This window comes from Cellulomonas sp. SLBN-39 (assembly GCF_006715865.1).
GTDB lineage: Bacteria > Actinomycetota > Actinomycetes > Actinomycetales > Cellulomonadaceae > Cellulomonas.
Window position 1 is genome coordinate 2,298,153 of sequence record NZ_VFOA01000001.1, and the last position, 12,846, is coordinate 2,310,998.

The 12,846-nt window shown below is 75.4% G+C and carries 14 protein-coding genes and 3 tRNA genes; 7 read left to right on the forward strand and 10 right to left on the reverse strand.

Annotated features, from left to right (window positions below):
- Positions 1-19 precede the first annotated feature (19 nt).
- Positions 20-226, reverse strand: coding sequence for a DUF3073 domain-containing protein (locus FBY24_RS10615; RefSeq protein ID WP_140457573.1), 207 nt, complete (start codon positions 224-226; stop codon positions 20-22).
- Positions 227-907: 681 nt separating this feature from the next.
- On the opposite strand from FBY24_RS10615, the gene FBY24_RS10620 reads away from it, so the two are divergent.
- On the forward strand, positions 908-1,120 hold the full coding sequence (locus FBY24_RS10620) for a BldC family transcriptional regulator (RefSeq protein WP_140457572.1): 213 nt from the start codon (positions 908-910) through the stop codon (positions 1,118-1,120).
- Positions 1,121-1,329: 209 nt separating this feature from the next.
- On the opposite strand, the gene FBY24_RS10625 is transcribed toward FBY24_RS10620, so the two are convergent.
- The 6 genes from FBY24_RS10625 to FBY24_RS10650 all read right to left on the reverse strand — a co-directional run bounded on the left by FBY24_RS10625 (position 1,330) and on the right by FBY24_RS10650 (position 2,957).
- On the reverse strand, positions 1,330-1,635 hold the full coding sequence (locus FBY24_RS10625; RefSeq protein WP_142160427.1) for a DUF3618 domain-containing protein: 306 nt from the start codon (positions 1,633-1,635) through the stop codon (positions 1,330-1,332).
- The gene (locus FBY24_RS10630; protein WP_142160429.1) at positions 1,632-2,057 is read right to left on the reverse strand and encodes a phage holin family protein; all 426 of its coding nucleotides are present in this window, start codon (positions 2,055-2,057) and stop codon (positions 1,632-1,634) included. The genes FBY24_RS10625 and FBY24_RS10630 overlap by 4 nt, the downstream gene beginning before the upstream one ends.
- A gap of 130 nt (positions 2,058-2,187) precedes the next feature.
- On the reverse strand, positions 2,188-2,376 hold the full coding sequence (locus FBY24_RS10635) for a hypothetical protein (protein WP_142160431.1): 189 nt from the start codon (positions 2,374-2,376) through the stop codon (positions 2,188-2,190).
- Between the two features lie 267 nt (positions 2,377-2,643).
- Positions 2,644-2,716, reverse strand: a tRNA-Phe gene (locus FBY24_RS10640).
- 39 nt (positions 2,717-2,755) lie between these two features.
- Positions 2,756-2,829: transfer RNA gene (locus tag FBY24_RS10645), tRNA-Asp, on the reverse strand.
- A gap of 55 nt (positions 2,830-2,884) precedes the next feature.
- Positions 2,885-2,957, reverse strand: a tRNA-Glu gene (locus tag FBY24_RS10650).
- A 139-nt stretch (positions 2,958-3,096) separates the two neighbouring features.
- On the opposite strand from FBY24_RS10650, the gene FBY24_RS10655 reads away from it, so the two are divergent.
- Positions 3,097-3,441: a metallopeptidase family protein gene (locus FBY24_RS10655; RefSeq protein WP_142163427.1), complete on the forward strand. Its 345-nt coding sequence runs from the start codon at positions 3,097-3,099 to the stop codon at positions 3,439-3,441.
- 75 nt (positions 3,442-3,516) lie between these two features.
- Here the strand turns inward: FBY24_RS10655 and FBY24_RS10660 are convergent, their stop codons facing one another.
- Both FBY24_RS10660 and FBY24_RS10665 read right to left on the reverse strand, forming a co-directional pair.
- The gene (locus FBY24_RS10660; RefSeq protein ID WP_142160433.1) at positions 3,517-4,668 is read right to left on the reverse strand and encodes a S1 family peptidase; all 1,152 of its coding nucleotides are present in this window, start codon (positions 4,666-4,668) and stop codon (positions 3,517-3,519) included.
- A 90-nt stretch (positions 4,669-4,758) separates the two neighbouring features.
- Entirely contained in the window at positions 4,759-5,670 is a 912-nt protein-coding gene (locus tag FBY24_RS10665) for a LysR family transcriptional regulator (protein WP_142160435.1), read from the reverse strand.
- 126 nt (positions 5,671-5,796) lie between these two features.
- On the opposite strand from FBY24_RS10665, the gene FBY24_RS10670 reads away from it, so the two are divergent.
- A complete protein-coding gene (locus tag FBY24_RS10670; RefSeq protein ID WP_142160437.1) occupies positions 5,797-6,741 on the forward strand; it encodes an LLM class flavin-dependent oxidoreductase in 945 nt (314 codons plus the stop codon).
- 60 nt (positions 6,742-6,801) lie between these two features.
- Here FBY24_RS10670 and galE read toward each other — a convergent pair whose 3' ends face one another.
- A complete protein-coding gene (gene galE, locus FBY24_RS10675) occupies positions 6,802-7,776 on the reverse strand; it encodes a UDP-glucose 4-epimerase GalE (RefSeq protein WP_142160439.1) in 975 nt (324 codons plus the stop codon).
- A gap of 153 nt (positions 7,777-7,929) precedes the next feature.
- Here galE and FBY24_RS10680 point away from each other — a divergent pair, with 153 nt between their 5' ends.
- The 4 genes from FBY24_RS10680 to FBY24_RS10695 all read left to right on the forward strand — a co-directional run bounded on the left by FBY24_RS10680 (position 7,930) and on the right by FBY24_RS10695 (position 12,806).
- The gene (locus FBY24_RS10680; RefSeq protein WP_160158492.1) at positions 7,930-9,156 is read left to right on the forward strand and encodes a polyprenyl synthetase family protein; all 1,227 of its coding nucleotides are present in this window, start codon (positions 7,930-7,932) and stop codon (positions 9,154-9,156) included.
- Between the two features lie 111 nt (positions 9,157-9,267).
- On the forward strand, positions 9,268-10,200 hold the full coding sequence (locus FBY24_RS10685) for a squalene/phytoene synthase family protein (protein ID WP_142160443.1): 933 nt from the start codon (positions 9,268-9,270) through the stop codon (positions 10,198-10,200).
- Complete coding sequence (crtI, locus tag FBY24_RS10690; RefSeq protein WP_142160445.1) at positions 10,197-11,864, forward strand: phytoene desaturase family protein; 1,668 nt, start codon at positions 10,197-10,199, stop codon at positions 11,862-11,864. The genes FBY24_RS10685 and crtI overlap by 4 nt, the downstream gene beginning before the upstream one ends.
- Before the next feature lie 72 nt (positions 11,865-11,936).
- Positions 11,937-12,806 (forward strand): prenyltransferase, encoded by an 870-nt coding sequence (locus tag FBY24_RS10695; protein WP_142160447.1) that lies wholly within the window; start codon positions 11,937-11,939, stop codon positions 12,804-12,806.
- Positions 12,807-12,846: the final 40 nt, after the last annotated feature.

The following is a 12,846-nucleotide window of genomic DNA, read 5'->3' on the forward strand; positions in this document are numbered from 1 at the left end:
GGGTCGCCGAGCCGGAGGCTCAGCGGTCGTCGTCCCCCGGCGACCAGCGCTCCCAGTCAACGGGGTCGTCGTCCGTGTCCACCGCGCTGCGGCGTCCCGTGACGAGATCGTTGCGGCTGTGCGACGAGAGCTCCTGCTCGAGGGCCCTGTAGTTGGTGTCCGGGCTGAAGTACTTCAGCTCCCGGGCGACCTTCGTCTGCTTAGCCTTCTGACGGCCGCGCCCCATGGCATCGACCCCCTCTAACGTGGAAGCGGGGCGGCTCCGTGCTCACACGTGCGGCCCCGGGGTGCTGTTCAGTCTGTTCGTGGGGCAACGGTACATGGTCAAGATCCATTCCGACCACCGACCGGGGAGCGGCGTACGTCTCATCGGGTGGTGGGGCCGGTGCCGTCGGGCGGGTCCGTGGGGCGTCCCGAGGGGCGAGACCGGCTGTCCGGACATTGAGTGTGATGCAGATCACATGTGAGTCCTCACGGGTCGTCGCCGCGTGCCGGTCCGCGCGGGCGCTGCCGCTCCCGGTCGCCCCGTCCGCCGTCCCCGCAGGTCACCCGGCCAGGCTCGACGCGCCCCCGACGCCCGTCGGGTGTCGGGGGTCGTGTGACGACACCCTCGACGACTGTGACGATTCACCCGTGCGGCCGATCCCGCGTGGCCGGCGTCACCCGGACGCGCGTCCGTGTTGTCCGGATTTGTGGCGGGTCTACCCTGGAGGAGAAGGCGGACGGAGAAGGCATCCGGGGCCCTGGGAGCGTCACCACGACGTCGCCGTCGTGACCGAGATGTGTCCCGGAGTGCCCGGTGTGCGAGATTCGTCCATGCTAGTCAGCGACAGACTGTCGCAAGCCGGCGCAGACCTGACCCGGGGGGGCGTGGAGCGTTCCGGGCCGCACACGAAGGAGGCAGCTGATGTCCGTCACTCACTCGTCCGACAGCGAGACCCTGCTCACACCGTCCGAGGTGGCGACGCTCTTCCGCGTCGACCCGAAGACCGTGACGCGCTGGGCCAAGTCGGGCAAGCTCTCGTCGATCCGCACGCTCGGCGGCCACCGTCGCTACCGGGAGTCCGAGGTGCGCGAGCTCCTCACGGGCGTCCCGCAGCAGCGCGCCGACGAGCGCTGACCGCGCGAACCCTCGCAGGCCGTCGGTCCGACGGGCACGTGCGCACCTGGCGCGTGCCCGCCGGACCGGCGGCCTGCGTCGTCCTGCGGGCTCTGACGTTCTCCCTGCCCGGCTGACCTGAGGCCTCTCCGGTCGCACCGGCGGGCGAGGCCGAGCGGGCCGTTCGGCGCGCGCCCGAGCGACCGAGGCCCGCGGGCGTCGAGGGCGCGTCAGCCCCGCAGCCGGCGGACGAGCCCGACCGCCAGGAGCGCCGCCACGCCGCCGGCGACGGCGAGCACCGTGCGCGCCCGAGCGCGCTCCTCGGGCAGCGCGTCCGGGTCCCGGGCGTCCTGCACCAGACGGCGGCCGCCGTCGACCGCGCGCTGGGCCTGCACGCGCGGGTCCACGCGCGTGGACAGCGCGTCGACCGTCGCCGCCAGCTGCTGCCGGGAGAGCGCGACCTCGGCCTCCAGCGCCGCGATCCGGGGCGTCGTGAAGCGTGTCTCGTCCGACGAGGCGCCGTCGTGCCCGCTCATGCCCCGAACCCCTTCTTCACGGCCGCCACGTCCTCCTGGACGTTCTCCACCGCGTGCTCCGGCGTCGGCGGGACGCCCTTCTTGAGCCGGTTCACCCCGACGGCGGCGAGCGCCCCCGCGAGCAGCAGCAGGGCCACCGTCACCAGCAGCGCGGCGAGCCACGGGGCCACGGCGTTGGACAGGGCGATGATCGCGGTGGCGACCAGGGCCCCGAACGCGTAGAGCGCCAGCACGCCGGCCCCGGCGAGCAGCCCGGCGCCGATGCCGGCCTGCTGCGCCTTGGCGGTCACCTCGGCCTTCGCCAGGTCGATCTCGGCGCGCACGAGCCGCGACGCCTGCTCGCTGAGGTCGCTGACGAGCTCGCCCAGGGACCGTGGGTCCCCGGTGCTCGTGTCGCTCGACCATCCGGTGTGCGTGACCATGACCGACCTTCCTCGCCGACGGGTGCTGCGAGCATCCAGTCTGCTGGTCAGACGCGCACGGCGCGAGGCGGGGCGGGTGCCGCGCGCCGGCCGGTCCCGCTGGGCGGCGCGGGTCGCCGGACAGGTGGGGTCAGTCGACCCAGGGGTGCACGAGCTCGCCGGCGGGGTGCGTCGGGGCCGGCACGGGGATGATCACGTGCGTCGCACCCGAGAGCTCGTGGTCGACGCAGGGTGCCGGCCGCCGGTCCGTCGTGGTGGGTGCGGGGAGGGTGTCGAGGGTCCAGGTGCCAGGCCGGTGCGGCGTGGTCGTCGTGGTCACGGTCGTTCCTTCGTCGGTGGAGGGTGACTGCCCTTCCACGGTAGGAGCGGGGGCGTGCCGGCGTGCGGGACGATGGGCCCGTGCGACGCGGTGCGGGTGCCGCGGAGCGGGTGATCCTGCGACGCGACGGGCGCGGAGGGCCACCTGCTCGTCGGGGCGGGCCGAGGCGGTGGCTCCGACGGTGCGGGGCTCTGTGCTGGAGACGCTGGGCTCGGTGCTGGAGACGGCGACGGCCCCCGCGGACGAGTCCGCGGGGGCCGTCTGGCGTGGCTCCGACCGGCGTCGATCCGGTGACCTTTCGATTTTCAGTCGAACGCTCTACCAACTGAGCTACAGAGCCCGGAGACGAGAACGCCGGTCTGACGACCGGCTTCTCGAGCGACCCCGACGGGACTTGAACCCGCGACCTCCGCCGTGACAGGGCGGCGCGCTAACCAACTGCGCTACGGGGCCTCGTGGCGACCATGGTCGCACAAGGTTCCAGCAGATCTTGCATCGCACGAAGTCGTACCCCCAACGGGATTCGAACCCGTGCTACCGCCGTGAAAGGGCGGGGTCCTAGGCCGCTAGACGATGAGGGCGATGTCCGCCCCTGCGACGAGGCGCCGGACCGGGAATGAGCATACGGGGTCGGGGCCGGATCGCCAAAGCCGGTCCGCGTGACGTCCGTCGCCCGCCGCGTGCCGCCCCCGGGCGGGGCAGGATGGGGTGGTGGTCGAGATGACGCGCGAGGAGTTCGAGGACGCGGTGCGCGACGCCCTCGACGAGGTGCCGGAGGAGCTCGCCGCGATGATGGACAACGTCGTGGTGCTCGTGGAGGACGAGCCGCCCCCGGACGAGCCGGACCTGCTGGGGCTGTACGAGGGGACCCCGCTGACGGAGCGTGGCGAGGCCTGGGCCGCGGGCTCGCTGCCCGACCGCATCTTCGTGTTCCGCAACCCCACCCTGGCGCTGTGCGAGGAGCGGGACGAGGTCGTCGAGGAGGTCACGATCACCGTGGTCCACGAGATCGCCCACCACTTCGGCATCGACGACGACCGGCTGCACGACCTCGGCTGGTCGTGACGGCGGGAGCGGTGCTGCTCGGGCATGACGGTGCGGACCGGGGCCGTGCCCCGGTCCGCACCGTCGCGCCCGGTGTCAGCCGCGCACGAGCGTCAGCCCGTAGGCCGAGAGGATCTCGTTGACCGGCTGGAAGTAGGTCGTCCCGCCGGTGCGGCAGTTGCCCGATCCGCCCGAGGTCACGCCCTGCGCCTGGTTGCCGGCGATCAGCGAGCCGCCCGAGTCGCCCGGCTCGGCGCAGACCGTGGTGCGGATGAGGCCCGTGACGGTGCCCTGCGCGTAGTTCACCGTCGAGTTGTAGGCCTGGACCGTCCCGCAGCGCCAGCCGGTCGTGCTGCCCGACCGGCAGACGTACGCCCCCACGGACGCCTGCTGGGAGCCGAGCACCGCGACGCGGCCGCCCGAGTAGTTGTTCACCGCGCCGATGAGCGCGTTGCCCGACGCGACCTGGACGTAGGCGTAGTCGTTGCCGGGGAAGGACGAGCCGCGGAACGTGCCCGTGGGCGAGGACGTCGTGGCACCGGTGCGGCCGCAGTGGCCGGCGGTGACGAACCCGCCCTGGACAGCGAAGCCGACCGAGCAGCGGGAGCCGCCGATGTAGTACGCGTTGCCCCCGACGACGTCGATGAACGTGCGCGGCGCCTCCGTGGTGGTGGTGTACGTGACGGCCGAGGCGGGCACCCCCGCCGCCTCGACGAGCGCCTCCGCGGCGGCCGTGCTGGACCCGACGGCCTCGACGACGACCGTGTTGGTGGTCACGTCGACGTAGGACGACGCGATCGTCGTCGGCACGGCCTCGGCCGCGATGTCGGCGGTCCAGCCCTCGAGCTGGTCGAGCGTGCGGGTCACCTTGACCGCGGTCGTGCCCTGGGCGGCCGGGCCGCGCACGAGGGCGGGCTCGGTGGTGGCCACGTGCAGCGTGCCGGCCTCCGGGTCCACCCACGAGCCGGCGAACGAGTCGCCGAGCGTGCGCTCGAGGGAGCGTGCCCGGGTGGCGGCGTTCGCCTGGAACGTCAGGCGCTGGGCGGCCTCGGCGCGCGGGACGCCGAGGTCGCGCTCGAGCGCGTCGAGGACCTGCTCCGGCAGCCCGCTGGCGGCGGCGGTGCCGCCCGCGGCGCTGGCCCCTCCGGCGAGGGGGGCGAGCAGGAGCGCGCAGACCGCGGCGCCGACCGCGGCGGTGCGGCGCAGGCGTGAGGTCCGTGCTGGTGCGTGAGTGCGGTGGGTCGACATGGTCAGCCTCTCCGTCGATCTCGTCCGGGTGTCTCCCGACAGCCGTCAAAGTAGAGGGTGACCACAGTAACTTCACAGATAACGCTTAGGTCATACCGCCCGAGGCGTACCGACCTCGGGGCGGCGGCGCGCCTCGCGGGTCGCGTGCAGGACGGCCTCGCGCACGTCCGGCGGCGTCGACGCGTGCCACGCCACCCACGTGGCGCGGCGCACCGGGTCGCCCTCGATCCGCAGCGCGCGCACGCCGCGCCCGTGGGCCGCCGCGGCCGGGCCCAGCGCGACGGCGAGGCCGGCCCGGACCAGGTCGAGCGCCACGGACGGCTCGCACTCGCCCCTGCTGCGCGGCGTGAACCCCGCCCGGGCGCACGCGGCCGCGAAGCACCGGGCCCCGCAGTCGTCGGCCGGGTGCGCGACCCAGTCCGCGTCGGCGAGCTCCGCCAGGTCGACCGTGCCGTCCGGCGCGACCGGCCGGCCCGCGGCGACCAGCGCGTGCAGCGGGTCGGTCCCCACGCGCTGCCACTGCACGCCGGGCGCCACCGGCGGGAGGGCGTCGGCGCACATCCCGGCGACGAGCGCGTCGGCGGCACCGCCCACGACGTCGTCGGCGCCGTCCTGCGCGCACCAGCGCGAGCGCAGGGCGACGCGCCGGTCGTCGTCGTGGAGCACGCGCGCCACCCCGGCCACGAGCGCGGTGCCCACCACGGCGAGGCGCAGCTCGCGGGTGTCGGCCCCCGAGGTGGCCGTCCGGCGGGCGTCGTGGTGCAGCGCGTCGATGGCGGGCAGCAGCGTCGCCGCGCGGTCGAGGACGAGCCGGCCCAGTGGCGTGGGCCGCACGCCGCGGGGCTCACGGACGAACACCGGCCCGCCGAGGGCGCGTTCGATCCGGGCGAGCTGGGCGCTCAGGGCCGGCTGGGCGAGGCCCAGCGCGGCAGCGGCCTTCGTGACGCTGCCGTGCGTCGCGACAGCGACGACCGTCCGCAGGTGGCGGACCTCCAGGTCCATCCGGGGACCGTAGCCCGATCGTGTGCCGCCTGTCACGCCCTCCGATGACTTGGTCGACCGGTCAGGGTGACGGGCGGTCCTGCACGGGACGGCCTGCGACGGGCCCTGTGCCGCTAGCCTGCGGGGATGGTGCGCATCGGGATCGTGCTGCTGCCGCAGGAGCGCTGGGCCGACCAGCGCCGGCGCTGGCGGCAGGCGGAGGAGTGGGGCGTCGACCACGCCTGGACCTACGACCACCTCGCGTGGCGCTCGCTGGCGGACGAGCCCTGGTTCGCGACCGTGCCGCTGCTCGCCGCCGCCGCCGCGGTCACCGAGCGGATCGGCCTGGGCACCTGGGTCGCGTCGCCGAACTACCGGCACCCGGTCCCGTTCGCCAAGGACGTCATGGGGCTCGACGACGTGTCCGGCGGCCGGTTCCTGCTGGGCGTCGGCGCCGGTGGCGAGGGCTGGGACGCCGGCGTCCTCGGCGCACCCCCCACCCGGGGCGAGCGGACGCGGCGGTTCGCGGAGTTCCTCGAGGTGCTCGACCGGCTGCTGACCCAGCCGGTGACCGAGCACGTGGGGGAGTTCTACGAGGCGCACGGCGCCCGCATGCTCCCGGGCACGATCGCCCGGCCGCGCACGCCGTTCGTGGTCGCCGCCAACGGGCCCCGCGCCCTCGCGCTCGCCGCGCGCCACGGGCAGGGGTGGGCGACCTACGGGCCCTCCCTGGCCGACGCGCTCGACGGCGCCGACGGACCGGCAGCGGGCCGGGCCCTCGACGCCGCGCAGGAGCAGTGGTGGGCGGGCCTCGCCGACCTCGTGGGGGCGTTCGAGGCTGCGCTGGCGACCCGCCCGGCGGGGGCGGCGCCGGTCCGGCGGTACCTCAGCGTCGACGGCGCCCCGAGGTTCTCGCTCGTGTCGGCCGACCACGCGGTCGAGGTCGTCGAGCGTGCCGCGACGCTCGGCTTCGACGACGTCGTGCTGCACTGGCCGCGCGAGCACGGCGTGTACGCGGGCTCCGAGCGCGAGCTGGAGCGCTTCGTCACCCACCTCCCGCGCCTGCAGGCCCTGGAGCCGGCCGGTCGTTGACGACGCCGCGCCCGCCGCCCGGGTTCCGGGCGACGGGCGCGGCGGGTGCCCGACGAGAGGTCAGGCGGGCGTGCCGTGCGCGCGGCGGTGGGCGTCCCACGCGCTCGCGACCATCTGCTCCGCGGTGTGCCGCATCCGCCAGTCGAGGTCGCGCGCGGCCGCCTCGCCGGAGGCGACGATCCGGGCGGGGTCGCCGGGGCGCCGGTCGGCGGTCTCGGGCTCGAAGTCGATGCCGGTGACCTGCGCGACGGTCGTCATGATCTGCCGGACGGACAGCCCGTCGCCGGAGCCGAGGTTGTAGACCGGGTCCAGCGCGGTGCCGGACGCCAGGGCCTGCGCGGCGGCGACGTGCGACGTGGCCAGGTCGGCGACGTGCACGTAGTCGCGCACGCACGTGCCGTCGGGCGTCGCGTAGTCCGTGCCGTTGATGCGCGGCGTGCGGCCCGAGGTCAGGGCGTCGAGCACCAGGGGGAAGAGGTTGTGCGGGCTGGAGTCGTAGAGGTCGGGCGCGCCCGAGCCGACGACGTTGAAGTACCGCAGCGACGTGTGCCGCAGCCCGGTCGCGCGGCCCTGGTCCCGCAGCAGCCACTCGCCGATGAGCTTGGACTCGCCGTACGGCGACTCGGGCGAGGTCGCCGTCTGCTCGGTGACGGTGTCCACGTCGGGCGTGCCGTAGACCGCCGCCGACGAGGAGAAGACGATCTGCTCGACGCCCTCGGCGGCCATGGCCTCGAGCAGGTGCGCCGTGCCCGTCACGTTCTGCTCGTAGGTGTGCAGGGGCCGCTGGACGGAGACGCCCGCGTACTTGAACCCGGCCAGGTGCACGACGCCCGTCACCCGGTGCTCGGCGAGCGCCGCGCGGACCGCGGCGGTGTCGACCACGGACGCGCGCACGAGCGGCACGCCCTCGGGCACGAACTGCTCGTGCCCGCTCGACAGGTCGTCCAGCACGACGGTGGGCAGGCCCACCTCGCCGAACGCGCGCACCACGTGCGCCCCGATGTATCCCGCTCCGCCTGTCACCAACCATGTCATGGGGCCAGCGTAGCGCGGATCGCACGCGTTCGCACATGAATGCACAAACTCGAACATCGTGGTGGCGGGCCACCGGTGGCGCGGCGACCGACGCTCAGTATGCTGAGCATTCCTCGGCGGGCCGCCGGGACCTCGGCGACGGCGGGAGACGGCATGGCACAGGGCGCGGGCGAGAGCCCCCACGGTCGTGACCTGCGCACCTCCGCCGGAGCGCACCCCGGCGAGAGCGGCGGGCACGTCCTCGACCTGCCCCCCGACCGCACCGCGCCCGGGCGTCCCGCGGCGCTGCACGGCGGGACCCCCGACGACCTGCACGACGTCGCGGCCCTCGCCCACCGCGTCGAGGCGACCATGGGCCACGTCGAGCGCGTGCTGCACGCGGCCGTCGCCGAGCGGGTCGCCCGCGCCGGCGTCGTCTCGCCCGTGCACGGCGACCTCTGGGCCGACACCGCCGCGATCGTCGGGGGCAAGCTCATGCGCCCGCGGCTCACCGTCACCGCGTACCTCGGGCTCGGCGGCGCCGACGTCGACGCCGTCGCCCCGGTCGCGGCCGCGCAGGAGGTCCTGCACACCGCGATGCTCGTGCACGACGACCTGCTCGACCACGACGAGGTCCGCCGCGGCCGGCCCAACGTGGCCGGTGCCACCCGCGCCCGCCGCGCCGCCGGCGGCGTCCGCGGCCGTGCGCTCGACGACCAGGTCGCCGCGGCCGCGGTCCTGGCCGGGGACGCCGCGATCGCCGAGTCGTTCCGCCTGATCACCGCGTCCACCGCACCCGCCGCGACCCGCGTCGAGCTCGTCTCCATGCTCGCCGCCGGCATCGAGACGACCGTCGCGGGCGAGCTCCTCGACGTCACCGCCGAGCTCCTGCCGCCCGCCGACGTCGACCCCCTGCTCGTCGCCGAGCTCAAGACCGCCGCCTACTCCTTCCGCATCCCGCTCGAGTGCGGCGCCGTGCTCGCCGGCGCGCGCCCCGAGCTGCGCACCGCCCTCGCCCTCATCGGCACGGCCCTCGGGCTCTCGTACCAGCTCACCGACGACGACCTCGGCGTCTTCGGCGACCCGCAGGCCACCGGCAAGTCCGTGCTGTCCGACCTGCGCGCGGGCAAGCGCACCGAGCTCCTGCGCCTCGGGCTCGCCCGTGCCGACGCCGCCGGGCAGACCGTCCTCCAGCGGCACGTCGGGCGGCCCGACCTCGACGAGGACGGGGCCCGCGAGGTCCGCGCCGTGCTCGTCGACAGCGGTGCCCTCGACGAGGTGCGGGCGCTGACCCGCCGGACCGCGCACGTCGCGCGTACGCTCGCCACCACGACCCTGCCCGGGCCCCTCGCGGGGTACCTGGCCGGCGTCGTCGACGACCTGGTGGGCCGTGGGCACTGACGGCACGCGCAGGGCCGGGGCCACCGACGTGGACCGGGACGGGGCGAGGACCGGTGGGCACCACCGGGTCGGGCACGACGTGGGACGAGGGCGAAGCGCACGGTGACGGCGATGCAGGACGAGACCAGACGCGCGGCGCGCCTGTACGACGCGACCGCGGTACGCGCCAGCGGGGTGGTGCTGCGCGCCTACTCCACCTCCTTCGGGCTCGGCACCCGGCTGCTCGGCGGGCCCGCGCGGCACGACATCGAGTCGGTGTACGCCCTCGTCCGGCTCGCCGACGAGGTCGTCGACACCTACCGCGGGCCCGACGCCGGCGAGCAGCTCGACGAGCTCGAGGCGCAGGTCGCCCGCGCGCTCGTCACCGGCTACTCCACGAACGTCGTCGTGCACGCCTTCGCGCGCGCCGCCCGGCGCACCGGCATCGGGCCGGCCGAGATCGACCCGTTCTTCGCGTCCATGCGCGCCGACCTCACCGTCCAGGAGCACGACCGCGCCTCCTACGAGCGGTACGTGTACGGGTCCGCCGAGGTCGTCGGCGTCATGTGCCTGCGGGTGTTCCTCAACGCCGACCGCCGGCCCGGCGACCCGGTCGTCGAGCCGCCCGCGTCGACCGTCACGGGCGCCCGGGCCCTCGGGGCGGCCTTCCAGAAGATCAACTTCCTGCGCGACCTCGGCGCCGACGGCGGCGAGCTCGGACGCAGCTACTTCCCCGGCGTCGAGGCCGGCACCCTCGACGACGCCGACGTGCGCACCGTGCTCGCCGAGGTCGAGCAGGACCTGGCGCTCGCGCGCGCCGCGCTGCCCGACCTGCCGCCGCGGGCGCGCTGCGCCGTCGAGGCGACGCTGGCGCTGTACGCGCGGCTGCTCGCCGACCTCGCCCGCACCCCCGCCGACCGGCTCGCCACGCAGCGCGTGCGCGTGCCCGGACCGGTCAAGGCCGTCGTCGTCGGCGGCGTCGTCGTCAGAACACTCGGGCGCCAGGCGGTCGCCGCAGCCCGACCCGTCGTGGGACGCGTCACGTCCCGGAGGAGGCAGGCATGAGCGCGCCCCTGCGCGTGGTGGTCGTCGGCGGCGGCATCGGCGGGATCACCACCGCCGCGCTGCTGGCCCGCGGCGGAGCCCAGGTCACGCTGCTCGAGCGCCACGACGCGCTCGGCGGGCGGGCCGGCCTGTGGGAGCACGAGGGGTTCCGGTTCGACACCGGGCCGTCGTGGTACTTCATGCCCGAGGTCTTCGAGCACGCGTTCGCCCTGCTCGGGCGGCGCATCGCCGACCACGTCGACCTCGTGCGGCTCGACCCCGCCTACCGGCTCTTCCCCGAGCCCGGCGCCGTGCCGCACCTCGACCCCTTCGACGTCGTCGCCGACCCCGCGGCCAACGCCGCCACGTTCGACGCCATCGAGCCGGGCGCCGGCGACGCGATCACCCGGTACGTGGAGGAGGCCGGCGACGCCTACCGCATCGCCCTCGACCACTTCCTCTACACGACCTTCGACCGCCCCGACCGCGCGCTCTCCGCCGACGTCGTCCGCCGCGCCGGCACCCTCGCGCAGCTGCTCACCACGACCCTCGCGCAGCGCATCGAGCAGACCGTCACCCACCCCGTGCTGCGGCAGGCCCTCGGCTACCACGCGGTGTTCCTCGGCTCGTCGCCCTACCGGGTGCCCGCGCTCTACACGCTCATGAGCCACCTCGACCTCGGCGAGGGCGTCTACTACCCCCGCGGCGGCATGTACACCGTCATCGAGGCCCTCGCGAAGGTCGCCGCCGAGGAGGGCGTCGACGTGCGCACCGGCGCCGACGTCGCCGCGATCGAGGTCGACGACGCCGCCCCGGGGCTGCGCCACCCGCGCCGCACCGGCCGGGCCCGCGGCGTGCGCCTCGCCGACGGCACCTTCCTGCCCGCCGACGTCGTCGTCTCCGGCGCCGACCGCCACCACACCGAGACGGCGCTGCTCGACCCCGCGCACGCGGACCTGCCCGCCGAGCGCTGGGACGACAAGGGCCCGGGCATCTCCGCGCTGCTCGTCATGGCAGGCGTCAAGGGCGCGCTGCCCGAGCTCGCCCACCACTCGCTGTTCTTCACGCGCGACTGGCCCGGCAACTTCGAGGCGATCCTCGGCTCCGGGCGCGCCGACCGTGCCAGCGCGCTGCGCGTGCCCGACGCCGCCTCGCTGTACGTCTCGCGCACCACCGCGACCGACGCCGACGCCGCACCCCCCGGGCACGAGAACCTCTTCGTGCTCGTGCCGTTCCCCGCCGACCCCGCGATCGGCACGCGCCCCGGCGAGCTCGACGCGCACGCCGACCGCTACCTCGACCAGATCGGCTCCTGGGCCGGCGTGCCGGACCTGCGCTCGCGGGTCGTGGTGCGCAAGGTGGTCGGCCCCGCCGACCTCGCCCGGGACATGTCCGCCTGGCGGGGGACCGCGCTGGGGATGGAGCACACCCTGCGGCAGAGCGCCCTGTGGCGCCCCGGCGTGGCGTCGCGGCACGTGCCGAACCTGCTGCACGTCGGCGGCGGCACGGTGCCCGGCGTCGGGCTGCCGATGTGCCTCATCGGCGCCGAGCTGGTGGTCAAGAAGCTCCTCGGGGAGACGTCCGCCCGCCCGCTGCCGTCGCCCCTGCGGCCCGGGTTCCTCGCCGCCGCGCGCCCGCGCGGCACGTGGTCGCAGGCGGCCGCCGAGCAGGCCCGGACCGCGTGAGCGGGTCCGCCTGCCCGGGTGCCCTGCTCCTCACGTCCCGCCGGGACCCCCGGCGCGGGTCGGAGGTCGCCGGTGCGTGAGGTCCTGGCCGCGTCGCGGCCGTTCTCGTGGGTCAACACGGCCTACCCGTTCGCGGCGGGCTGGCTGCTCGCGACCGGGGGGCGGGTCGACGCGACGTTCGTGGTCGGCACGCTGTTCTTCCTCGTGCCGTACAACCTGCTGATGTACGGCGTGAACGACGTCTTCGACTACGCCTCCGACCTGCGCAACCCCCGCAAGGGCGGGATCGAGGGCGGCCTGGTCGACCCCTCGCGCGCGCGGGCCGTGCACCGGCGCATCCTGTGGTCCTGCGTCGTGTCGACCGTGCCGTTCGTCGTGTGGCTGCTGGCCGTCGGGTCCCCGGCCGCCGGGCTCGTGCTGGCGTTCGTGGTCTTCATGGTCGTCGCCTACTCCGCCCCGGTGCTGCGCTTCAAGGAGCGGCCGGTGCTGGACTCGTTCACGTCCGCGACGCACTTCGTCGGCCCGCTGCTGTACGCGCTCGTGCTCGCGGACGCCGACCTCGCGGCCGTCACGACGTGGCCGGTGCTGGCGGCGTTCACCCTGTGGGGGATGGCCTCGCACGCGTTCGGCGCCGTGCAGGACGTGCGCGCGGACCGCGCGGGCGGCATCGCGTCCGTCGCGACCGTCCTCGGCGCACGCCCGACCGTGCTCGCCGCCACCGCCGGGTACGTCGTCGCGGCCGGTCTGCTCCTGGCGCTGCCGTGGCCCGGGACGCTCGCCGCGGTGCTCCCGCTGACCTACGCCTGGAGCACCTGGCGCTTCCGCGCGGTCACGGACGCCACCTGCGAGTCCGCCAACGCCGGCTGGCGCACCTTCCTCTGGCTCAACCTCGTCACGGGCTTCCTGGTGACGATGCTCCTGCTCGCCGTCGCCCTGACCTGACCGGTCTCACCCCGCGCTGGTCCGGGAAGGCCCCGCAGCG